Source organism: Rhodococcus quanlei (genome assembly GCF_055231015.1).
In genome coordinates this window covers 1-18,972 of sequence record NZ_JBUYWD010000011.1, presented here as the reverse complement: position 1 = coordinate 18,972, position 18,972 = coordinate 1, and the positions used below count along the sequence as shown (strand labels likewise).

Below are 18,972 nucleotides of genomic sequence, written 5' to 3'. Positions count from 1 at the left end.
TCGAAGCGCTGAGGTCGGCGCCGCGGATCAGGTCCAGTCGAATTGGATCCGGTCTGCGGCGCCGACGTGATTGCACAGTTTCCGGATCCCGGTGAAGTCCTGAACGAGATTCCGGTGCTCGCCGTCGTGCGCCGCGTCGTCGATCATCGCGCGGCCACCGGGCACCCGTTCCATTTCGACGATGCGGTGCCACGCAGCGAAATCGTTGCCGGCGAACGCCGTCATGGCGTCGACGAGTCCGGTGAGGTACAGGTCCCGCTCAGTCGCGCTCAAGGTGTCGTAGACGACACCCGCGATGTCGTCTGCGATGGTGGCGTGTGCGCGTTCGTCACGATTGTGCAGGGCGACAGTGGCCCGGTTGACGGGCTGTATTTCCTCGTCCTCGGAGATCAGATCGAGGTAGGCGCTGATCGAGATTTCGGCAACCGTCATGTAGGCCAGCGTGCCGATCGCGCGGCGTCGCGGGTCCGGCTCGGACGAGGTGACCTCGCGACGCCGACGGACCGTGCGCACATCCGGTAGGGCCTTGTTCGGCATCGACCAGCCCCTTCGGCGACGCATGACGGCGCTCGCGTTCAGATGCATCAACGTGTGGTACTGCTCGTCGACCATTGCCTGGTGCACGGCCAAGGCCATAGTTTCGCCGATCCCGGAATCGAGACCGTCGTGGGCAACAAGATCGAAGCCCGGATTGACCACGTACTCCTCGACGTCCATCACGTTCTTGTTGAACGCGATCCACGCCCACGAACGAAGCCGGTCCTGTTGGTCGGTGTCCAAGCTGCGGAAGGTGTCGTGGTCGGCGAACGGGAGCAGCGCGTCCGGGTAGTCACGCTTGCGGAGGTCGAACAGGTCGTCGAGATCGGGTTCGGGCCTTTTCACCGTCGCACGACGGCTCCACGATCGACTGAGGCCGCGGACGACAGCTGATTCCACCCGATCGTGTGGATCCACGAGCGTCATCAGTGTCTCCGTCCCAGTTCGGTGAACACCTCCGCGCAGGTTGTCCGCAACGCGTCGGACTCGGCGCCCAGTGCGGATTCCGCACGTTCCATCATCCTCGCGAACCCGGCTTCGTCACCATTGTCGACCACCTCACTCAGTGCGGTGACGGCATCGGCGAGTTCACGCCGGGCCTGCTTTGCGTACGGGTTACCCGCCTGTACATCCCAGTACACCTCCGGGGTGCCACCGGAGAGTCGCGCCAGCAGGGCAAGCGACAGCAGGTGAGGCGGGGTGCCGATGGCGACGAGGTCGGCAGGGTCGAGGTCTTCGTCGGCCAGCGCAAGCCCGAACGACAGAATGCTCGCGTGAGTCAACGCCTGCGTGAGCGCGGTGAGTCGGTCGTGCCGCTCGGCTTCGAGCCGGACCACCGTGGCTCCCGATCCGGCGAAGGTGGTCAGCACGCGATCCACGCCGGTTCCGGGACGGTACGTGACCGCTGCGACTGGCCGCCCGTTCGGGTCGAGACCGGGCGCGAACATGGGGTTGACGCCCACGGCGGCGCACTCGAGTGCGCTGGTGTGGAAGGCGTCGGCAAAGCGTGATTTCACCGACAGCGTGTCCACCAGAACCGCCTCGGCCGACAGTGATCCGGCAAGTTCGGGCAAGGCATCGAGTGCCACCTGCTCGGATACCGCAAGGACGACGACGCGGGCATCTCGGAGAATCCTCTTCAATGGCGTGCCGGGAGCGGTGATGTCACCGCATACGTAGGTGCCGTCGGCGACGGGCGCCCGCGCAGTCTTGTCGACGACGGTGACGTCCGTACCGGCCTTCCGGAGCACGTCACCGATCATGAACCCGACGGCCCCCGCTCCGCCGACGACGACGGCCGAATCCGGGTGCCCACCGGGCGTCACGACTACGCCTCACCTGGGTGATCCACCGCCACGGATATGGCACGTGACATCGCGGATGCCTTCACGATGGCCTCGTCGAATTCCTCTTCCGGATCGGACAGGGCGGTGATGGCACCGCCGATGCCGAACGTGACCTCGTCCTCGGTTGCCACGATCGTGCGGATCACGATCGACAGGTCTGCGGTGCCGGTGAGGGAAAAGTAGCCGATCGCTCCGGAGTAGACTCCCCGTGGGCCCTCCTCGAGTCGGTCGATGATCTCCATCGTCCGGATTTTCGGCGCTCCGGTCATGGAGCCACCGGGGAAGGCAGCACGCACGCAGTCCATCACAGAATGGTCGGGGCTCAGAGTGCCGCGCACGGTCGACACGAGTTGATGCACCGTCGAATACGTTTCGACGTCGAACAGTGAGGGAACGTGTACTGACCCGGGCACGCATACGTGCGTCAAGTCGTTGCGCGTGAGATCCACGATCATCAGGTTCTCGGCACGGTCCTTCTCGCTGTCGAGCAGATCCTGACGTAGGCGCGCGTCCTGTTCGGGTGTGGCCCCACGCGGTCGGGTGCCCTTGATGGGTTTCGATTCGACGACACGGTCGGCGCCGATCCGCAGGAACCGTTCGGGTGAGGCACTCAGCACCGACAGGCCGGAGAAGCCGAGGAACGCACTGTAGGGCACCGGACTGATACTGCGCAGATGCTCGAACGTAGGCAGTGGATCGATTGTTCGTCCCACCCGCGCCATGTTGGTCAGGCACACCTCGTACGACTCGCCGACACGGATCTCCTCGAGAGCCTGGCCGATTCGTAGCAGGTACTCGTCGTGATCGTGACGCAGTTCGAGTTCCGCGTGTTCCACGTTTCGAATGACAGGGGCGGTCAGTGGTTCGTGGTCCGGTTCCGCCAGCCGGCGCAAGGCCGACTCGGTCTCGGCGAGCCAGCGCCGCATCTCCGGGTCGTCACCGCGATCGCTCAGGCACAACGCGTAGGTGCGGTCGTTGGAGTGATCGATGACCACGGCGCGATCGGCGAACACGAAAGCGGCGTCGGGGGTCCGAGCAGAATGTGTGCGTCGGCCTCCTGTCTCGGCTTTCAGTTCGTAGCCGAGGAAGCCGACATACCCCAGTCCGAACGGCAACCCCGGCATGCCCGGCACGGCGCGGGCGCGCAGTTGACGTTCGAGGTAGTCGAAGATCGAGGTGTGCACCTGTTCCGCCGGCAGACCCTCGCGAACTATCTGCACGATCTGTGCGTCGACGTCGTAGGTGATGTACTCCGCCCGCGGCCCTGACGAGTTCCCCAGAATGCTGAACCGAGATTGCGGTTCGGACGCCGACGTGCCATCGAGCCAGAACGCGTTCGGGCCGTCTGCGAACAGCCTTTCGAACGTGGCGGTCGGGTCGGCTTCGTGCTCGACGCATACTCTCGCCACAACGTAGGGCGCGTGCCGTAGTGGAACTCGGATCGGGTTGGGGCGAGATTCGGTGCCCCGACGTGTAGGCGTCAGATCGCGGAAGTTCGCGAGCAGTTCCCGGCCGTATGAGGTGCTGATCGACTCCGGATGGAACTGCACGCCCCAGAATGGCCGGCGCCGGTGCCGCACTGCCATGGGGATCCTGTCCAAGGTCCAGGCGGTCGGTTCGATGTCGTCCGGCAGTTCGTCGGCGATCAGAGAGTGATAACGCACCACAGGCAACGGCGACGGAATGTTCTCGAACAGCTCGGCACCGTTGTGTTCGACCATCGACACCCGTCCGTGCATGGGTTCCGGGGCCAAACCGACCCGTGCCCCGAACAACTGACAGAGGCCCTGGTGACCGAGGCACACGCCCAACACCGGCAGCTGTGTCTCCTCGAGCACCCGTCTGCTGATGCCGAAGTCACGAAGCCGGTCCGGCCGTCCGGGACCGGGGGAGATGACGACGTTGTCGTAGCGTTCCCAGTCGATCGACTCCCACGGAACGTCGTTGTGCACGACCGTCGGTGGTTCACCGTTCACCTCGACCAACAACGTGAACAGGTTGTAGGTGAACGAGTCGTAATTGTCGATCAGGAGGGTGCGGGTGTTCATTCTGGATCGCTCGCAAAGTCGGCGTTGATGATCTGTTCCTCCAAGCGGCATGTTTCTGCGATCAGAACTTCGTAGAGGATATTGAAGAAATCGGGCGAGAGACCGTGAGTGTTAGCGAAATCGCGGGCGCGGTCGTGCACCAGCCCCATCCGGGCCGGCTGCATCACACTGATATCGGCTTCTTTCTTGAGATATCCGATCCGCAGGCACACCTCGAGGCGTGCGCGCACCGTCTCGAGAAGCGTCGCGTCGACCTCGTCGAGTTCGGCGCGCAGACTCTCGAGCTTCAGCAATGCCGATTCCGCTGGAGTGGCAGGGCCTGAATTGCCGTTTCGGTCGTCATTGCCGTTCGGATCTTCCACGGAAAAGTACATCATCGACCCCACTGTTCGACTTGGCTCGCACTGTGTTCGAAGAGCTTTCCGAACCCTTCCTGTAATCTCGATGTCAGGTTGAGACTTTCTTTCCCGATGGGTGTGCAATGCAGTAGCCTGCTCGTCGGCCCCATGGATTTCCAGGGACGCGAGTTCTCCAAGAATACGAGCAGGGTCTTTCCAAGGATACGAGGGAGATGGGTATGTCGTTGGGCAAAAGAGCCCTGGCAGTTTCGTTGGGTGTTGTCGCTTCACTTGGGTTCGCTGCGCCGGTAGCGGCCGAGTCTGCGCCGAATCCACCGGAGGTCTCCACCCTCGAGGGTGTCAACGATTGGTCCTGCAAACCCACCGCAGAGCACCCACGACCAGTGGTGTTGGTGCACGGCACCTGGGTCGGCATGGTCGAGACATGGAAAGAACTCGCTCCCGAACTCGTTGGCGAGGGCTACTGCGTATTCGCGCTCGAGTACGGCAACAACGCCGATCTGGCAGACGGCAACGTACTGGAGATGCTCGGCGGTGCGGACATCAGAGAATCGTCGGTGCAGCTGGCGGGATTCGTGGACAAGGTCCGGGAGGTAACCGGTTCCCCGCAGGTGGACATCGTTGGGCATTCACAGGGTGGCACCATGGCGCGCCAATACCTCCGTTTCGACGGTGGCGCGAACCTCCTCGATCCGTCTCGGAACAAGGTCAACAGGTTGGTGACTCTCGGCGCCACCAACCATGGAACGAGTTTCGGTGATGTACAGGCACTCGGCGCCCTCGCAGAGGCATTGGGTGTGCCGGTGCAGCCCTTGGCCGATATGGCAGTCGGACCCTCGTATATTCAGCAGATGGTCGGGTCACCGTTCTTGCAGATCCTCAACGCCGGCGGCGACACCGACCGGGGCATCCACTACACGGTGGTCGCCAGCCGCAACGACAAGATATCGACGCCGCCCGAGAACACGTTCCTCACCGCCGGCCCGGACGCGACCGTGGACAACATCTGGGTTCAGGACGGGTGCGAGTCGAACACGACGACACACGCCGAGCTCACGAGCAACCCACGCGCGATGTACATCGTGCAGGCCGCACTCGATCCGACCTATGCGCAACGCGTCGAGGCTCCCTGCGAAGAGGGCTGAGACCGCACTCCTCCAAGTGGCGGGACATCCATGGAGATCGTGATGGATGTCCCGCTGCGTCTCTGGATCAGGGGGGAGTACCGGCAGCGCGGCGGTATCCGCGGATCGCCGGATAGGTGAAGATCAGAAGAGCCGCGCCACACCAGATGAAGGTTTTGACGAGTGGTTCAGCAACGGGACCACCTGCGGACAGTCCCCGCATTGCTTCGATCACGCAGGACATCGGCTGGTTCTCGACCACCGGCTGAAGCCACTTCGGGTACGCCATCGTGGGTACGAATCCCGAATTGAAGAACATCATCAGGGTGCACAGCAGTGACAGCAGTTCCACGAGCGGCGCTTTCGCGGCGTTGACTGCGAGCGCGGTCACCAGCGTGGCGAACGCCATTCCGAACAACAACGGCAGCAAGAGCATCAACAGGCCCGGCAGCAGTCCCTGATCGAAGCGGAAGCCGAGCGCAAAGCCCACCGCGACGATCAACACCGTCGTGACGAGGATTCGCACGCCTTCTGCGAGCAACCGGCTGACCAAGCCGGACGCGCGGTGTACCGGAAGCACCCAGAAGCGGCTCAGGAGTCCGTCGGCCCACTCCTTCTTCAGTGACAGCCCGCTCGCGATCGACCCGAACATCGCACCCACGAGGGTGATCATCGCGACCTGGCCGTAGATGGCTTCGACGTTCGTGCCCTCGGTGATCGTGACGCCGAGAACGATCCAGAACATCACCAGCATGAGTGCCGGATAGATCACGGCCTGCAGCATCGTGAACGGATCGCGGGTCCACCGAAGTAGCAGCCTTCCGGTCTGAAGGAGGCTGTGTGAGTACAAGGCACCGGCCGACTTCTCGGATTGTGATTCCGTTGCCGGCGGGAAGGTGAGAGCCAGGTTCGGGGCTTGCTGTGCTTGCTGTTCTTGGGTCATCCGCGCCTCACGTTCGCCCAGATGGACAGTGGAATGAATACGAGTGCCAGTCCCGCGCACCACAGGAGTGACGGCATGATTCCGTGCAGAGTGATCGTCCCGTCGGTCATGCCCCGCAGCGAGTTGGCGAAGTGCGAGATCGGCTGATTACGTACGAAACCCTGCGCCCACTCCGGAAAGTTGGACACCGGAACGAAGCCGGACGAGAACATGCCCAGAATCAGCTGAGGGATGGTGAGTGCCTGACTGGTGATCGTCGGGCTCTTCGTCAGAGTGCCGAGCGCGTCGGCACCGGCCGTCAATGTGAATCCGACCAACATGGCGAATGCGCAGAACCCGATGGTGAAGTCGACACCCGCCTGGAATCGGAATCCGATCAGATATCCGTAACCGATGGCCGCGATCAGTGACACCGCCGAGTGCACGAAGCAGGAGGTCATTCGCGCAGCGAGGGGGACACCCGCCGCGATCGGCATCGTCTGGAAGCGCGAGTTCATGCCGTTCGACGCCTCGGTCGCGGCGCGGTGAGCCGCGGACACCGCGGTGAAAGCCATGGCCTGCAACACGATGATCGGCATCACGAACTGCGCATAGTCCACGCCCGCCGTCAGCTGCATCACCAGCTTCAGTGGCAGATAGAAGCCGATCGTGAAGATCAGTGGTGCAAGGACGGCGACGAAGAACTGGCCGTACACCCACATCGTGTGCATGTTGCGGCCGGACAGTGCGAGCCACTGTCCGAAGACTGTCGGTTTCGGGCGCGCGTGCCGGCCAGCGATCGACGCGGACCCGGCGCGTGCCGAGGTCCGCGGCTTGGTGGTCGAGGTCACAGCGGCAGTCCCTCTCGTTGCGGTGCGCCGTCGGACACAGCGGCGGCACCGGGGTCGGCGGCGTCGTTGCGGCCCGTGATCGAGAGGAACACATCGTCGAGGGAGGGGCGGCGCAGGGCGATGTCCGCCAGTTCCACCCGGGCCAAGTCGAGTCGGCGCAATGCTTCCGCGAGGGTCTGTGCACCGTACTCCGCCGGAATCGACAGCCGGTCGGAGCCGGTTTCGGACACCTTGTCGGGTGAGGTGAGCGAAGCGAGAATGTCGCGAACGAGCGGGAGGTCGGATAGACGAGCCGGAACGACCTCGCAGTAGTTGCCGCCCGTGCGAGCCTTCAGTTCGTCAGCCGTACCCTCGGCGATCACCGTGCCCTTGTCGATGACGACGATGTTGTCGCTCAGCAAGTCTGCTTCTTCGAGGTACTGGGTGGTGAGCAGGATCGTGATGCCCTGCTCCTTGAGTGCGGACACCAACGACCACACGCTCTGGCGGCTTCGGGGATCGAGACCGGTCGTGGGCTCGTCGAGGAACACGACTTCCGGGCGGGTCACGAGGCCGCACGCGATGTCCACGCGCCGGCGCATACCGCCCGAATACTCGATCACCTTTCGGTCTCCGGCGCCGACGAGGTCGAACTCTTCGAGCAGTTCGGCCGCGCGTGCTTTCGAGGCTCCCTTGCGCAGACCCATCAACCGTCCGAAGAGGACCAGATTCTCCCGACCGGAAAGCGACTCGTCGAGAGCCGCGTACTGACCGGTCATCATCACCGAGCGACGCACGCCGGCCGCATCGGAGACGATGTCGTGTCCGGCGATGACGGCCCGCCCCTTGTCGGGGCGCAGCAAGGTGGACAGCACATTGACCGTGGTGGTCTTACCGGCACCATTGGGACCGAGAATGCCGAGCACGGTCCCGCGGGGGACTTCGAAACTGACACCCCGGAGGGCTTTCACCGATCCGAAGGACTTTTCGATTCCCTCGACCAGAACAGCAGGTTGGGGTGCAGTCATACCCTCGAGTATGTCACGAGCGATCCGACACGAAAGTCGACGGTGGTGCTCCGTCGCCGTACCTCCTGGAACAGCAGTTTGAAGTCTTGGTCGGTGTGCGGCATACTGGTGCGGTTGCCTTGCACGGGACGCGATTGTTTGCGGCCCGAACCCGGCGAGGCGAAGTGAGTCGAAACGAGGTCGTAGACTTCGTTGCGATCATGCAAGACGGAAGCAGTGCCTACCGAGTACCCGAATTCGGGTACGTCCGGTACGAGTTCACCGCCGATGCAGCTGAAAAGTCCAGCGGCGGAGAATGAGCGAAAGGGCGACACGCCCGACCGCGTGTACCGGAGGAACCATGACAGATGAACAGCGGCAGCGGATCGGGGCAGCCCCGATCGCCTAGGCGTTCTGGTTGCGGTCGGCAAGGACTGTGCAGACGAGATGGTTCGGCCCGGCTCGGGTCGAACTGTGAAACGCGGCAAGAAAAGGACACCAAGCGTGGCGGGACAAAAGATCCGCATCAGGCTCAAGGCCTACGACCATGAGGCGATCGATGCGTCAGCGCGCAAGATCGTCGAGACGGTGACCCGTACCGGGGCCCGTGTCGTCGGACCCGTGCCGTTGCCGACAGAAAAGAACGTGTACTGCGTCATCCGCTCGCCGCACAAGTACAAGGACTCGCGCGAGCACTTCGAGATGCGTACTCACAAGCGGCTTATCGACATCCTCGACCCGACGCCCAAGACGGTTGACGCTCTCATGCGCATCGACCTTCCGGCCAGCGTCGATGTCAACATTCAGTGAGCGCGGCGGAGACAAAAACAATGACTGATACCAAGATCAAGGGAATTCTGGGCACCAAGCTCGGCATGACCCAGGTCTTCGACGAGAACAACCGGGTCGTCCCGGTCACCGTCGTCAAGGCCGGTCCGAATGTCGTGACCCAGGTCCGTACCGAAGAGCGTGACGGCTACAGCGCCGTGCAGATCGCGTTCGGCGCCATCGACCCGCGCAAGGTGAACAAGCCGGTTTCCGGCCAGTTCGCCAAGGCCGGTGTCACCCCGCGCCGCCACGTGGTCGAGCTCCGTGTCGCCGACACCTCCGAGTACGAGGTCGGCCAGGAACTCACCGCAGAGGTGTTCGAGGACGGCGCTTACGTCGACGTCACCGGAACCAGCAAGGGCAAGGGCTTCGCCGGAACCATGAAGCGCCACGGCTTCGCCGGTCAGGGCGCCTCGCACGGCGCACAGGCTGTGCACCGTCGCCCCGGTTCCATCGGCGGCTGCGCCACCCCGGGCCGCGTGTTCAAGGGAATGCGCATGTCCGGACGCATGGGTAGCGACCGCATCACCACGCAGAACCTCTCGGTCCACAAGGTGGACGCCGAGAACGGCCTGCTGCTGATCAAGGGCGCGATCCCCGGCCGCAAGGGTGGCCTCGTGATCGTCAAGAGCGCAGTGAAGGGTGGTGCGCACGCATGACCAGCACCGAATCGGCAACCAAGTTGACGCTCGACGTCAAGGCCGCAGGCGGCAAGATCAACGGCACCGTCGATCTCCCCGCCGAGATCTTCGACGCACCGGCCAGCGTTGCGCTCATGCACCAGGTCGTCGTCGCGCAGCTCGCCGCTGCACGTCAGGGCACGCACGCCACCAAGACCCGCGGCGACGTCCGCGGCGGTGGCAAGAAGCCGTACCGCCAGAAGGGCACCGGCCGCGCACGTCAGGGCTCGACTCGTGCACCGCAGTTCGCCGGCGGTGGCACCGTCCACGGCCCGCAGCCGCGCGACTACAGCCAGCGCACGCCCAAGAAGATGAAGGCAGCCGCCCTGCGCGGAGCCCTCACCGACCGGGCACGCAACGAGCGCATCCACGTGATCACCGAACTCGTTGCCGGACAGGCTCCGTCCACGAAGTCGGCCCGCACCTTCCTCGGCGAGCTTTCGGACCGTAAGAAGCTGCTGCTCGTCGTAGGCCGCGAGGACATCGCAGCATGGAAGAGCGTGCAGAACCTGGACGGCGTGCACCCCATCGCACCCGACCAGCTCAACACCTATGACGTGCTGGGAAGCGATGACGTCGTCTTCAGCGTCGAGGCGTTGAACACGTTCATCCACGGGCCCGCCGAGAGCGCCCAGGCACAGGAAAAGGAGGAGGGTAAGTGAGCACCATCGCCGACCCCCGCGACATTTTGCTGGCCCCGGTCATCTCCGAGAAGTCCTACGGACTGATCGAGGAAGGCACCTACACCTTCCTGGTGCACCCGGACTCGAACAAGACGCAGATCAAGATTGCTGTCGAGAAGATCTTCGGCGTGACCGTGACCAGCGTCAATACCGCCAACCGTCAGGGCAAGCGCAAGCGGACCCGCTTCGGTTACGGCAAGCGCAAGGACACCAAGCGCGCGCTCGTGACCCTCTCGGCCGACAGCAAGCCCATCGAGATCTTCGGAGGACCGGTCGCGTAAGCGCCCGGGACTTGACGAGATATAGAGGACGAGAAGACTCATGGCAATCCGTAAGTACAAGCCGACTACCCCGGGCCGTCGTGGCTCGAGTGTCTCGGACTTCGCCGAGATCACTCGGTCGACCCCCGAGAAGTCGCTCATTCGCCCGCTGCACGGACGCGGTGGTCGTAACGCACACGGACGTATCACCACTCGGCACAAGGGTGGCGGACACAAGCGTGCCTACCGACTGATCGATTTCCGTCGCAACGACAAGGACGGCGTGCCGGCCAAGGTCGCTCACATCGAGTACGACCCCAACCGCACCGCACGCATCGCGCTGCTGCACTACGCAGATGGCGAGAAGCGCTACATCATCGCACCCAAGGGCCTGACCCAGGGCGCGCCGATCGAGTCCGGCGTGGGCGCAGACATCAAGCCCGGCAACAACCTGCCGTTGCGCAACATCCCGACCGGTACCACCATCCACGCCGTGGAGCTGCGTCCCGGCGGCGGAGCCAAGATGGCTCGTTCCGCCGGATCCAGCATTCAGCTGCTCGGTAAGGAAGGCGTCTACGCCACGCTGCGTATGCCTTCCGGCGAGATCCGTCGCGTCGACGTGCGCTGCCGCGCAACCGTCGGCGAGGTCGGCAACGCCGAGCAGTCGAACATCAACTGGGGCAAGGCCGGCCGCATGCGCTGGAAAGGCAAGCGCCCGACCGTCCGTGGTGTCGTGATGAACCCGGTCGACCACCCGCACGGTGGTGGTGAGGGCAAGACCTCCGGTGGTCGCCACCCGGTCAGCCCGTGGGGTACGCCCGAGGGCCGTACTCGCAAGAACAAGGCCAGCGACAAGCTGATCGTCCGCCGCCGGCGTACCGGCAAGAAGCGCTAGGAGGGAGTTGTAAATGCCACGCAGCCTCAAGAAAGGCCCGTTCGTCGACGACCACCTCCTCGCGAAGGTGGACGTTCAGAACGAGAAGGGCACCAAGCAGGTCATCAAGACCTGGTCTCGCCGTTCGACGGTCCTTCCGGATTTCATCGGACACACGTTTGCGGTCCACGACGGCCGTAAGCACGTGCCGGTGTTCATCTCGGATTCGATGGTCGGGCACAAGCTCGGCGAATTCGCACCGACCCGCACGTTCAAGGGTCACATCAAGGACGACCGGAAGAGCAAGCGTCGATGAGCACAGCGAAGAGCTCAGCCCAGTTGAGCACAGAAACGAAGAACCCGACAGCAAAGGCTGTTGCGCGCCACGTGCGTGTGACGCCGATGAAGGCACGTCGCGTCGTGGACCTCGTTCGTGGGCGCTCGGTCGAAGATGCCCTGAACATCCTGAAGTTCGCGCCGCAGTCGGCTAGCGAGCCGGTCGCCAAGGTTATCGCCTCGGCAGCCGCCAACGCCGAGAACAACCTCGACTTGGACCCGAGCACGCTCGTCGTGGCTACGGCGTTCGTGGACGAGGGTGCGACCATGAAGCGGTTCCAGCCGCGTGCGCAGGGACGTGCGTTCCGGATCCGCAAGCGGTCCAGCCACATCACCGTGATCGTGGAAAGCCTGCCGAAGGCCGGAACTTCGACCCGTAATCGCCGGAAGGGAAGTGCTCAGTAGTGGGCCAGAAAATCAACCCGCACGGCTTCCGACTCGGCATCACCACCGACTGGAAGTCCCGCTGGTACGCAGACAAGCAGTACTCGGAGTACGTCAAGGAAGACGTCGCGATCCGTCGCCTCCTCGCCACCGGCATGGAGCGCGCAGGTATCGCGAAGGTCGAGATCGAGCGCACCCGTGACCGTGTACGTGTGGACATCCACACCGCACGCCCGGGAATCGTCATCGGTCGTCGTGGCGCCGAGGCAGACCGTATCCGTTCGCAGCTCGAGAAGCTGACCGGCAAGCAGGTCCAGCTCAACATCCTCGAGGTCAAGAACTCCGAGGCCGAGGCACAGCTCGTCGCGCAGGGTGTGGCCGAGCAGCTCTCGAACCGTGTTGCTTTCCGTCGCGCCATGCGCAAGGCCATCCAGTCGGCCATGCGTCAGCCGAACGTGAAGGGAATCCGCGTTCAGTGCTCCGGTCGTCTCGGCGGCGCCGAGATGTCCCGGTCGGAGTTCTACCGCGAAGGCCGTGTTCCGCTGCACACGCTTCGTGCAGACATCGACTACGGCCTCTACGAGGCCAAGACCACCTTCGGCCGCATCGGCGTCAAGGTGTGGATCTACAAGGGCGACATCGTCGGGGGCAAGCGTGAGCTCGCCGCCAACGTGGCCGCACCGGCAGGGGATCGCCCCCGCCGTGAGCGTCCGAGCCGCCCGCGTCGCAGTGGTGCCACCGGTACCACCGCGACCAGCACCGAGGCTGGCCGCGCCGCGACCAGCACCGCCGATGCACCCGCTACGACGCAGCAGAAGGAGGGCTGACGCATGTTGATCCCGAAGCGGGTCAAGCACCGCAAGCAGCACCATCCGAGCCGTTCGGGTGCCGCCAAGGGTGGAACCCAGGTGACATTCGGTGAATGGGGCATCCAGGCTCTCGAGCCCGCCTACATCACCAACCGGCAGATCGAGTCCGCTCGTATTGCCATGACCCGACACATCAAGCGTGGCGGCAAGATCTGGATCAACATCTTCCCGGATCGCCCGCTCACCAAGAAGCCGGCCGAAACCCGCATGGGTTCCGGTAAGGGTTCGCCCGAGTGGTGGGTCGCGAACGTCAAGCCTGGTCGCGTGATGTTCGAGATGACCTACCCCAACGAGGAGATTGCCCGTGAGGCCCTGCGCCGCGCGATGCACAAGCTCCCGTGCAAGTGCCGGATCGTGACAAGGGAGGAGCAGTTCTGATGGCTACTGGAACCCCAGCAGCAGAGCTCCGCGAGCTCGCCGAAGAAGAGCTGGTCAACCGGCTTCGTGAGTCGAAGGAAGAGCTGTTCAACCTTCGTTTCCAGATGGCCACCGGTCAGATGGACAACAACCGCCGACTTCGGACGGTTCGTCACGAGATCGCGCGCATCTACACCGTCCTGCGCGAGCGTGAGCTCGGGCTGGCCGTCGGCCCGGACGCAGGTGACGCGGCATGAGTGAGGAAAAAGCATTGAGCACGCAAGAGCGCAACAGCCGGAAGGTTCGTACCGGGTACGTCGTCTCCGACAAGATGGAGAAGACCATCGTGGTCGAGCTCGAAGACCGGGTCAAGCACCCGCTCTACGGCAAGATCATCCGGCGCACCAGCAAGGTCAAGGCGCACGACGAGAACGGTGTCGCCGGTGTCGGTGACCGCGTTCAGCTGATGGAGACCCGTCCGCTGTCCGCGACCAAGCACTGGCGTCTCGTCGAGGTTCTCGAGAAGGCCAAGTAAGACCGGGCTGAGTACGACCTCGAGCGGCAACGCATCACTCTGCGGCCCGTTCCCTCGTCGGGGGAGCGGGCCGCAGCTGTGTGTAGACACGGATTTGTAGTTGACCTGCGCTTTCGCCTACACTGGTGCGGTTGCTTGTGGGTATATCCCGCAGCTCGGCCGCGAACCCACTGTGATTTCGAGAGTTTTCGCAGGCAGGCGCGCGCCCGCGAACATGTGGAGCCGGGTCATCGACTCGGCTCGGGCAGCAACACGACCACGCTCGTCGGGTCGGTAATCCGGCGTGCACCTTTATCCAGGTCAAGGAGAAGTAAGTGATTCAGCAGGAGTCGCGACTGCGCGTCGCCGACAACACGGGTGCCAAGGAGATTCTCTGCATCCGCGTTCTCGGTGGTTCGTCTCGTCGCTACGCCGGGGTGGGCGACACCATCGTCGCCACCGTCAAGGACGCCATCCCGGGCGGCAACATCAAGAAGGGCGAGGTCGTCAAGGCCGTCATCGTCCGCACCACGAAGGAGCGTCGTCGTCCCGACGGCTCGTACATCAAGTTCGACGAGAACGCCGCAGTTCTCATCAAGCCTGACAACGACCCCCGTGGCACCCGCATCTTCGGCCCCGTCGGCCGCGAGCTGCGTGACAAGAAGTTCATGAGGATCGTCTCGCTCGCCCCGGAGGTGCTGTGATGAAGGTGCACAAGGGTGACACGGTGCTGGTCATCTCCGGCAAGGACAAGGGCGCGAAGGGCAAGGTCATTCAGTCCTACCCCGCGACCGAGAAGGTCCTCGTCGAGGGCGTCAACCGCATCAAGAAGCACACCGCGGTTTCCGCGAACGAGCGTGGCGCCTCCTCCGGCGGCATCGTGACGCAGGAAGCCCCGATCCACGTTTCCAACGTCGCGGTCGTCGACTCGGACGGCAACGCCACTCGTGTCGGTTACCGGACCGACGAGGAGTCCGGCAAGCGCGTTCGGATTTCCCGGAAGAACGGGAAGGACCTCTGACATGACCTCCACCGAAAACAAGACTGCGCCGCGCCTGAAGACTCGCTACCGCGAGGAGATCAAGGACGCGCTGAACTCCGAGTTCGACTACGCCAACGTGATGCAGATCCCCGGCGTCGTCAAAGTTGTCGTCAACATGGGTGTCGGCGACGCTGCCCGTGATGCCAAGCTGATCAACGGTGCCGTCAACGATCTGTCGCTGATCACCGGTCAGAAGCCCGAGATCCGCAAGGCTCGCAAGTCCATCGCGCAGTTCAAGCTCCGCGAAGGAATGCCGATCGGTGCGCGCGTCACGCTGCGCGGCGACCGCATGTGGGAGTTCCTGGACCGTCTGGTGTCCGTGGCGCTGCCGCGTATCCGTGACTTCCGTGGTCTTTCGGGTACGCAGTTCGACGGAAACGGCAACTACACGTTCGGCCTCAACGAGCAGTCGATGTTCCACGAGATCGACGTGGACAAGATCGACCGCCCGCGCGGTATGGATATCACCGTGGTGACCACGGCGACCAACAACGAAGAAGGCCGTGCCCTGCTGAAGCACCTCGGCTTCCCGTTCAAGGAGAACTGAGCATGGCTAAGAAGGCATTGGTCAACAAGGCCAACAAGAAGCCGAAGTTCGCGGTTCGCGCCTACACCCGCTGCCAGCGGTGCGGTCGCCCGCACTCGGTGTTCCGCAAGTTCGGACTCTGCCGTGTGTGCCTGCGCGAGATGGCACACGCCGGCGAGCTTCCCGGTGTGCACAAGAGCTCCTGGTGAGCTGACACCATAAGACGTACGAAGGGCACGGACTCGTCGAGTCCGTGCCCTTCGTGCTTCGTTCCAGTTGCCGTATCGACGCCTATTCCGTCGATTCGCTGCGCACGATCCGTTCTCGGTACAGGCTTGGGAGGGCCGAACGTGAAGGGGTTGCGTGATGAGCACGTCAGAATCCAAAGAGCCGGGGTCGGGATCGAGCCGGACCGACCCCGACGAAACGGAGGCTCCCACCGAACTCACGCGGGTTCTGGGACCCGGACTGCTGCTTCTGTTCATCGTCGGTGACATTCTCGGCGCCGGCATATACGCAGTAACCGGCGACATGATCGAACACGTCGGCGGCATCGCCTGGGTTCCGTTCATCCTGGCCTTCGTCGTCGCCACCCTGACAGCGTTCTCCTACCTCGAGTTGGTGACGAAGTATCCGCAGGCAGCGGGCGCCGCGCTCTATACCCACAAGGCGTTCGGCGTGCATTTCATCACATTCCTGGTGGCGTTCGCCGTGATCTGCTCCGGCATCACCAGTGCCTCGACGTCGTCGAACGTGGTTGCCGGCAACCTGCTGATCGGCCTGAACGAATCGTTCGGCAGCGCCAACGGTCTGGGGTGGTTCTCGATACCCGACGGGAGCGGGGCTCAACTCGTGGTGGCGCTCGGGTTCATGATCTTGCTGGCCGTGATCAACCTGCGCGGCGTGGGGGAGTCGGTGAAGTTCAACGTGGTCCTCACCGTGATCGAGATGGTGGCACTGGCGATCGTCATCGTGATCGGTCTGGTCGCGGCGGGCAGGGGAACCGGTGAGGGAGATCTGTCCAACCTCGTGATGTTCGAGGACCCGAACGAGAAGGGCTGGTTCCTTGCGGTCACGGTCGCCACCACCATTGCCTTCTTCGCGATGGTGGGTTTCGAGGACTCGGTGAACATGGTAGAGGAGACCAAGAACCCTCAACGGGTCTTTCCGAAGGTGATGCTCTCGGGCCTCGGGATCGCGTGCGTGATGTACGTGCTGGTGGTGGTTGCCGTCATCGCGGTACTCCCGCTGAACTACGACTCTGGTAGCGAGGGAATCCTGCTGCACGTGGTGAAGGTCGGCGCACCCTCGGTGCCGATCGACGAGTTGTTCCCCTACATGACCGTGTTCGCGGTAGCCAACACAGCACTGCTCAACATGCTGATGGCGAGTCGGTTGGTGTACGGGCTGGCCCGTCAACGAGTGCTTCCGAGCGCATTGGGCGCCATCCTGCCGGTCAGGCGCTCGCCCTGGACGGCGATCATCTTCTCGACCTCGCTGGCCCTGATCCTTATCGTGGTGGTCAACCAGATGTCGGGCAACGACGTCGTCTCGTCACTGTCCGGCACCACCGGTCTGTTGCTGCTCTGCGTATTCGCAGTGGTGAACGTCGCCTGCCTCGTGCTGAAGCGCAGACCGGGCACGTCGTCGTTTCATGCGCCCGTGTGGATCCCGGTTGCCGGCGCAATCCTGTGCCTGTTCCTCGTCGGCCCGTGGGCTCGGACGTCCGAGCAGATGATCCAGTACAAGATCGCGGTGGCAATGCTCGCCGTCGGTCTTGTGCTGTGGGTGATCACCTACTTCATCAACAAGGCGGAAGGAACGCGCACCCGATTCACGGACATCGACCACCTCGCGGAGGGGGAGGAGCCGAATCCGGCGCACCGGTACGACAAGCGCTAGCAGCCCTGTTCCGTCTGCCACGCATTGTCATTCGATGCCCGCATCGAGCAATGCTTTCTGATCAGCCAGCGCAATGGCGAGCGCACCAGCGGTGGTCGGGTGAAACGCTGCGGGTTCATCGACCCCGTGTACGTACGGTTCGTCGCTGCACAGTGCGTGCCCGGTGAAGTTCGGTTTCACGGACACGAACCCGGTCGCGTCGGCGCCGGCCGCGAGCACCGTGTTGAGTGCGTCGAGGCGGTCCGTCAACCATTCACGTTTCGTGTCCGTCAGGCCTTTGGACGCAACGCAATCCAAGTCCCCGCGGAGAGGGTTGTAGTACTGGTTCACCACCACGGTCGGGGGGTCGGGCAGGGTCCGCAGCTGCGTCAGCAACACGAAGTAGGCCCGGGTGAAGTCGGCGAGCTGTTGCTGGAACCATGCTTCGAGCGCTGCGTTGTCGCACTTCTCGAGGACGGCGCACACGCGCAACAGGCTGGACCATTCCACGTCGTTGGCGCCGATGTTGACGATGATCGCCGCGGGATTGCTCGCTACAGCGGACGGAAGCTGCGGGGTCACGGTTCGTCCTCCGATCGTTTGCGGCCCGAGTAGACCTTCGCGGACAGTGGCACCGCTGCACGCGAGGTTGGCCACCGTCCAGTCCGTGGACAGAGCCAGGGCGTTCGCGAACGAGTCGACGCTGCGTCGACAAGCGACATCGTCCTGACTGGGGTTCGGTAGTGGCGGGTTGCCCAGTCCCGCGGCGATCGAGTCGCCGATGACCACGATGTGGCCGGCATCGGTCGGCTGGTCCGTCGCGGGTAGTGCAGGAGAGGGGGCGGCGCCGACGAGCGCCTGTAGTGATGTGACCTGACGCAGTCGGTCGGGCGCCGTATGAGCGGTAACCATGATGGCGCCCAGATTCACCGCTTCCGTGAACACGAGGCCGACAGCTACGAACGTTGTCGCGGGCCGGGCAGACAGCCGTCGCCATCCGGCGACCGCGCCGAGCAGGAGGACCGCGACCCCGCCGGCAATGACGACTTGCCATGCCACATAGCGGGTCCAGCCGTCCACCAGCGCGTCCCGTAGTTCCGTGGTGGACTGATCGCGATCACGAGACCTGACGTTGCGATCGCCTACGACGTCGGCGAGTTGCTGCGAAAGGGTGATGTGGGTCAGCTGCATCCGCGGCCGTACCGGGCCGACGAAGTCGATGGTGGTGGGCAGCCTCTGTCCGAACAGATCCACCTCCCCCGGGCCGGAAAGCGAGAGAGTGGGCGCCGCAGCTCCTACTCGTATGGTTTGACCCGCCGTGTGGACCGTTTGCATGGGCGTCACCAGCAACGCGGTCGCAATTGCCGCCGCAGCGACCACGGTGATCACGACCGTATATCGCAGGAAACGCCACACTCGTCGAGTCTAGAACCCGGCCAATGTCACTGTGAGTCTGGGGTGGTCCGGTTGATACTGGATGTGTTCGGTGCGGTGGGGTCTGACTCGCAATGTCACTGACGTCGTGAGACTGTCCTGCGCGTGATGTGTCGACCCTGCCGTATCGG

General features: G+C 63.7%; 25 protein-coding genes. 17 read left to right on the top strand and 8 right to left on the bottom strand.

Annotated elements, in window-relative coordinates:
* Positions 1–27 precede the first annotated feature (27 nt).
* Genes ACZI8Q_RS09135 through ACZI8Q_RS09120 form a run of 4 tightly spaced genes read right to left on the bottom strand, consistent with a single transcriptional unit; the run spans position 28 to position 4,293 of the window.
* A complete protein-coding gene (locus ACZI8Q_RS09135; RefSeq protein ID WP_463373205.1) occupies positions 28–963 on the bottom strand; it encodes a diiron oxygenase in 936 nt (311 codons plus the stop codon).
* Positions 963–1,862 carry a prephenate dehydrogenase/arogenate dehydrogenase family protein gene (locus ACZI8Q_RS09130; RefSeq protein ID WP_463373204.1) on the bottom strand — a complete coding sequence of 300 codons (900 nt, stop codon included), beginning with the start codon at positions 1,860–1,862 and terminating at the stop codon, positions 963–965. The genes ACZI8Q_RS09135 and ACZI8Q_RS09130 overlap by 1 nt, the downstream gene beginning before the upstream one ends.
* 2 nt (positions 1,863–1,864) lie before the next feature.
* Positions 1,865–3,931 (bottom strand): aminodeoxychorismate synthase component I, encoded by a 2,067-nt coding sequence (gene pabB, locus ACZI8Q_RS09125; RefSeq protein WP_463373203.1) that lies wholly within the window; start codon positions 3,929–3,931, stop codon positions 1,865–1,867.
* Entirely contained in the window at positions 3,928–4,293 is a 366-nt protein-coding gene (locus ACZI8Q_RS09120; protein ID WP_463373202.1) for a chorismate mutase family protein, read from the bottom strand. The genes pabB and ACZI8Q_RS09120 overlap by 4 nt, the downstream gene beginning before the upstream one ends.
* Before the next feature lie 215 nt (positions 4,294–4,508).
* On the opposite strand from ACZI8Q_RS09120, the gene ACZI8Q_RS09115 reads away from it, so the two are divergent.
* Positions 4,509–5,435 (top strand): esterase/lipase family protein, encoded by a 927-nt coding sequence (locus tag ACZI8Q_RS09115; protein ID WP_463373492.1) that lies wholly within the window; start codon positions 4,509–4,511, stop codon positions 5,433–5,435.
* A gap of 67 nt (positions 5,436–5,502) precedes the next feature.
* On the opposite strand, the gene ACZI8Q_RS09110 is transcribed toward ACZI8Q_RS09115, so the two are convergent.
* Genes ACZI8Q_RS09110 through ACZI8Q_RS09100 form a run of 3 tightly spaced genes read right to left on the bottom strand, consistent with a single transcriptional unit; the run spans position 5,503 to position 8,194 of the window.
* Entirely contained in the window at positions 5,503–6,357 is an 855-nt protein-coding gene (locus tag ACZI8Q_RS09110; protein WP_463373201.1) for an ABC transporter permease, read from the bottom strand.
* Positions 6,354–7,187, bottom strand: a complete 834-nt coding sequence (locus tag ACZI8Q_RS09105; protein WP_463373200.1) for an ABC transporter permease — start codon at positions 7,185–7,187, stop codon at positions 6,354–6,356. The genes ACZI8Q_RS09110 and ACZI8Q_RS09105 overlap by 4 nt, the downstream gene beginning before the upstream one ends.
* Positions 7,184–8,194 (bottom strand): ATP-binding cassette domain-containing protein, encoded by a 1,011-nt coding sequence (locus ACZI8Q_RS09100; protein ID WP_463373199.1) that lies wholly within the window; start codon positions 8,192–8,194, stop codon positions 7,184–7,186. The genes ACZI8Q_RS09105 and ACZI8Q_RS09100 overlap by 4 nt, the downstream gene beginning before the upstream one ends.
* 483 nt (positions 8,195–8,677) lie before the next feature.
* Between ACZI8Q_RS09100 and rpsJ the strand changes: the two genes are divergently transcribed.
* From rpsJ to ACZI8Q_RS09020, 16 genes are all read left to right on the top strand, one after another.
* Positions 8,678–8,983: a 30S ribosomal protein S10 gene (rpsJ, locus tag ACZI8Q_RS09095; RefSeq protein ID WP_003938093.1), complete on the top strand. Its 306-nt coding sequence runs from the start codon at positions 8,678–8,680 to the stop codon at positions 8,981–8,983.
* A 20-nt stretch (positions 8,984–9,003) separates the two neighbouring features.
* Complete coding sequence (gene rplC / locus ACZI8Q_RS09090; protein WP_463373198.1) at positions 9,004–9,660, top strand: 50S ribosomal protein L3; 657 nt, start codon at positions 9,004–9,006, stop codon at positions 9,658–9,660.
* The gene (gene rplD / locus ACZI8Q_RS09085) at positions 9,657–10,343 is read left to right on the top strand and encodes a 50S ribosomal protein L4 (protein ID WP_463373197.1); all 687 of its coding nucleotides are present in this window, start codon (positions 9,657–9,659) and stop codon (positions 10,341–10,343) included. Before rplC ends, rplD begins: the two co-directional genes overlap by 4 nt.
* The gene (rplW, locus tag ACZI8Q_RS09080; protein WP_005239632.1) at positions 10,340–10,645 is read left to right on the top strand and encodes a 50S ribosomal protein L23; all 306 of its coding nucleotides are present in this window, start codon (positions 10,340–10,342) and stop codon (positions 10,643–10,645) included. Before rplD ends, rplW begins: the two co-directional genes overlap by 4 nt.
* A gap of 40 nt (positions 10,646–10,685) precedes the next feature.
* Positions 10,686–11,519, top strand: coding sequence for a 50S ribosomal protein L2 (gene rplB, locus ACZI8Q_RS09075; protein WP_463373196.1), 834 nt, complete (start codon positions 10,686–10,688; stop codon positions 11,517–11,519).
* Between the two features lie 13 nt (positions 11,520–11,532).
* Positions 11,533–11,814, top strand: coding sequence for a 30S ribosomal protein S19 (rpsS, locus tag ACZI8Q_RS09070; RefSeq protein WP_463373195.1), 282 nt, complete (start codon positions 11,533–11,535; stop codon positions 11,812–11,814).
* Positions 11,811–12,239, top strand: a complete 429-nt coding sequence (gene rplV / locus ACZI8Q_RS09065) for a 50S ribosomal protein L22 (RefSeq protein WP_463373194.1) — start codon at positions 11,811–11,813, stop codon at positions 12,237–12,239. Before rpsS ends, rplV begins: the two co-directional genes overlap by 4 nt.
* Positions 12,239–13,045 (top strand): 30S ribosomal protein S3, encoded by an 807-nt coding sequence (gene rpsC, locus ACZI8Q_RS09060; protein WP_463373193.1) that lies wholly within the window; start codon positions 12,239–12,241, stop codon positions 13,043–13,045. Before rplV ends, rpsC begins: the two co-directional genes overlap by 1 nt.
* Positions 13,046–13,048: 3 nt before the next feature.
* A complete protein-coding gene (gene rplP / locus ACZI8Q_RS09055; protein ID WP_378572935.1) occupies positions 13,049–13,465 on the top strand; it encodes a 50S ribosomal protein L16 in 417 nt (138 codons plus the stop codon).
* The gene (rpmC, locus tag ACZI8Q_RS09050) at positions 13,465–13,701 is read left to right on the top strand and encodes a 50S ribosomal protein L29 (RefSeq protein WP_463373192.1); all 237 of its coding nucleotides are present in this window, start codon (positions 13,465–13,467) and stop codon (positions 13,699–13,701) included. Before rplP ends, rpmC begins: the two co-directional genes overlap by 1 nt.
* Positions 13,698–13,979, top strand: a complete 282-nt coding sequence (gene rpsQ / locus ACZI8Q_RS09045; RefSeq protein WP_463373191.1) for a 30S ribosomal protein S17 — start codon at positions 13,698–13,700, stop codon at positions 13,977–13,979. Before rpmC ends, rpsQ begins: the two co-directional genes overlap by 4 nt.
* 314 nt (positions 13,980–14,293) lie before the next feature.
* The gene (gene rplN, locus ACZI8Q_RS09040) at positions 14,294–14,662 is read left to right on the top strand and encodes a 50S ribosomal protein L14 (RefSeq protein WP_463373190.1); all 369 of its coding nucleotides are present in this window, start codon (positions 14,294–14,296) and stop codon (positions 14,660–14,662) included.
* The gene (gene rplX, locus ACZI8Q_RS09035; protein ID WP_463373189.1) at positions 14,662–14,979 is read left to right on the top strand and encodes a 50S ribosomal protein L24; all 318 of its coding nucleotides are present in this window, start codon (positions 14,662–14,664) and stop codon (positions 14,977–14,979) included. The genes rplN and rplX overlap by 1 nt, the downstream gene beginning before the upstream one ends.
* A gap of 1 nt (position 14,980) precedes the next feature.
* Entirely contained in the window at positions 14,981–15,547 is a 567-nt protein-coding gene (gene rplE, locus ACZI8Q_RS09030; RefSeq protein ID WP_463373188.1) for a 50S ribosomal protein L5, read from the top strand.
* A 2-nt stretch (positions 15,548–15,549) separates the two neighbouring features.
* Positions 15,550–15,735, top strand: a complete 186-nt coding sequence (locus ACZI8Q_RS09025) for a type Z 30S ribosomal protein S14 (protein WP_463373187.1) — start codon at positions 15,550–15,552, stop codon at positions 15,733–15,735.
* 157 nt (positions 15,736–15,892) lie between these two features.
* Positions 15,893–17,428, top strand: coding sequence for an APC family permease (locus tag ACZI8Q_RS09020; protein WP_463373186.1), 1,536 nt, complete (start codon positions 15,893–15,895; stop codon positions 17,426–17,428).
* A 27-nt stretch (positions 17,429–17,455) separates the two neighbouring features.
* Here ACZI8Q_RS09020 and ACZI8Q_RS09015 read toward each other — a convergent pair whose 3' ends face one another.
* Positions 17,456–18,823, bottom strand: a complete 1,368-nt coding sequence (locus ACZI8Q_RS09015; RefSeq protein WP_463373185.1) for a GDSL-type esterase/lipase family protein — start codon at positions 18,821–18,823, stop codon at positions 17,456–17,458.
* Positions 18,824–18,972: the final 149 nt, after the last annotated feature.

Bases quoted from the DNA above. Each gene is read 5' to 3' on its own strand.
- rpsS (WP_463373195.1), top strand. From the start codon at position 11,533: ATGCCACGCAGCCTCAAGAAAGGCCCGTTCGTCGACGACCACCTCCTC.
- ACZI8Q_RS09110 (WP_463373201.1), bottom strand. From the start codon at position 6,357: ATGACCCAAGAACAGCAAGCACAGCAAGCCCCGAACCTGGCTCTCACC.
- rplX (WP_463373189.1), top strand. From the start codon at position 14,662: ATGAAGGTGCACAAGGGTGACACGGTGCTGGTCATCTCCGGCAAGGAC.
- rplP (WP_378572935.1), top strand. From the start codon at position 13,049: ATGTTGATCCCGAAGCGGGTCAAGCACCGCAAGCAGCACCATCCGAGC.
- rplE (WP_463373188.1), top strand. From the start codon at position 14,981: ATGACCTCCACCGAAAACAAGACTGCGCCGCGCCTGAAGACTCGCTAC.
- ACZI8Q_RS09115 (WP_463373492.1), top strand. From the start codon at position 4,509: ATGTCGTTGGGCAAAAGAGCCCTGGCAGTTTCGTTGGGTGTTGTCGCT.
- ACZI8Q_RS09135 (WP_463373205.1), bottom strand. From the start codon at position 963: ATGACGCTCGTGGATCCACACGATCGGGTGGAATCAGCTGTCGTCCGC.
- rplC (WP_463373198.1), top strand. From the start codon at position 9,004: ATGACTGATACCAAGATCAAGGGAATTCTGGGCACCAAGCTCGGCATG.
- rplD (WP_463373197.1), top strand. From the start codon at position 9,657: ATGACCAGCACCGAATCGGCAACCAAGTTGACGCTCGACGTCAAGGCC.
- ACZI8Q_RS09100 (WP_463373199.1), bottom strand. From the start codon at position 8,194: ATGACTGCACCCCAACCTGCTGTTCTGGTCGAGGGAATCGAAAAGTCC.
- rplB (WP_463373196.1), top strand. From the start codon at position 10,686: ATGGCAATCCGTAAGTACAAGCCGACTACCCCGGGCCGTCGTGGCTCG.
- rplV (WP_463373194.1), top strand. From the start codon at position 11,811: ATGAGCACAGCGAAGAGCTCAGCCCAGTTGAGCACAGAAACGAAGAAC.
- rpsQ (WP_463373191.1), top strand. From the start codon at position 13,698: ATGAGTGAGGAAAAAGCATTGAGCACGCAAGAGCGCAACAGCCGGAAG.
- rpmC (WP_463373192.1), top strand. From the start codon at position 13,465: ATGGCTACTGGAACCCCAGCAGCAGAGCTCCGCGAGCTCGCCGAAGAA.
- ACZI8Q_RS09020 (WP_463373186.1), top strand. From the start codon at position 15,893: ATGAGCACGTCAGAATCCAAAGAGCCGGGGTCGGGATCGAGCCGGACC.
- ACZI8Q_RS09025 (WP_463373187.1), top strand. From the start codon at position 15,550: ATGGCTAAGAAGGCATTGGTCAACAAGGCCAACAAGAAGCCGAAGTTC.
- pabB (WP_463373203.1), bottom strand. From the start codon at position 3,931: ATGAACACCCGCACCCTCCTGATCGACAATTACGACTCGTTCACCTAC.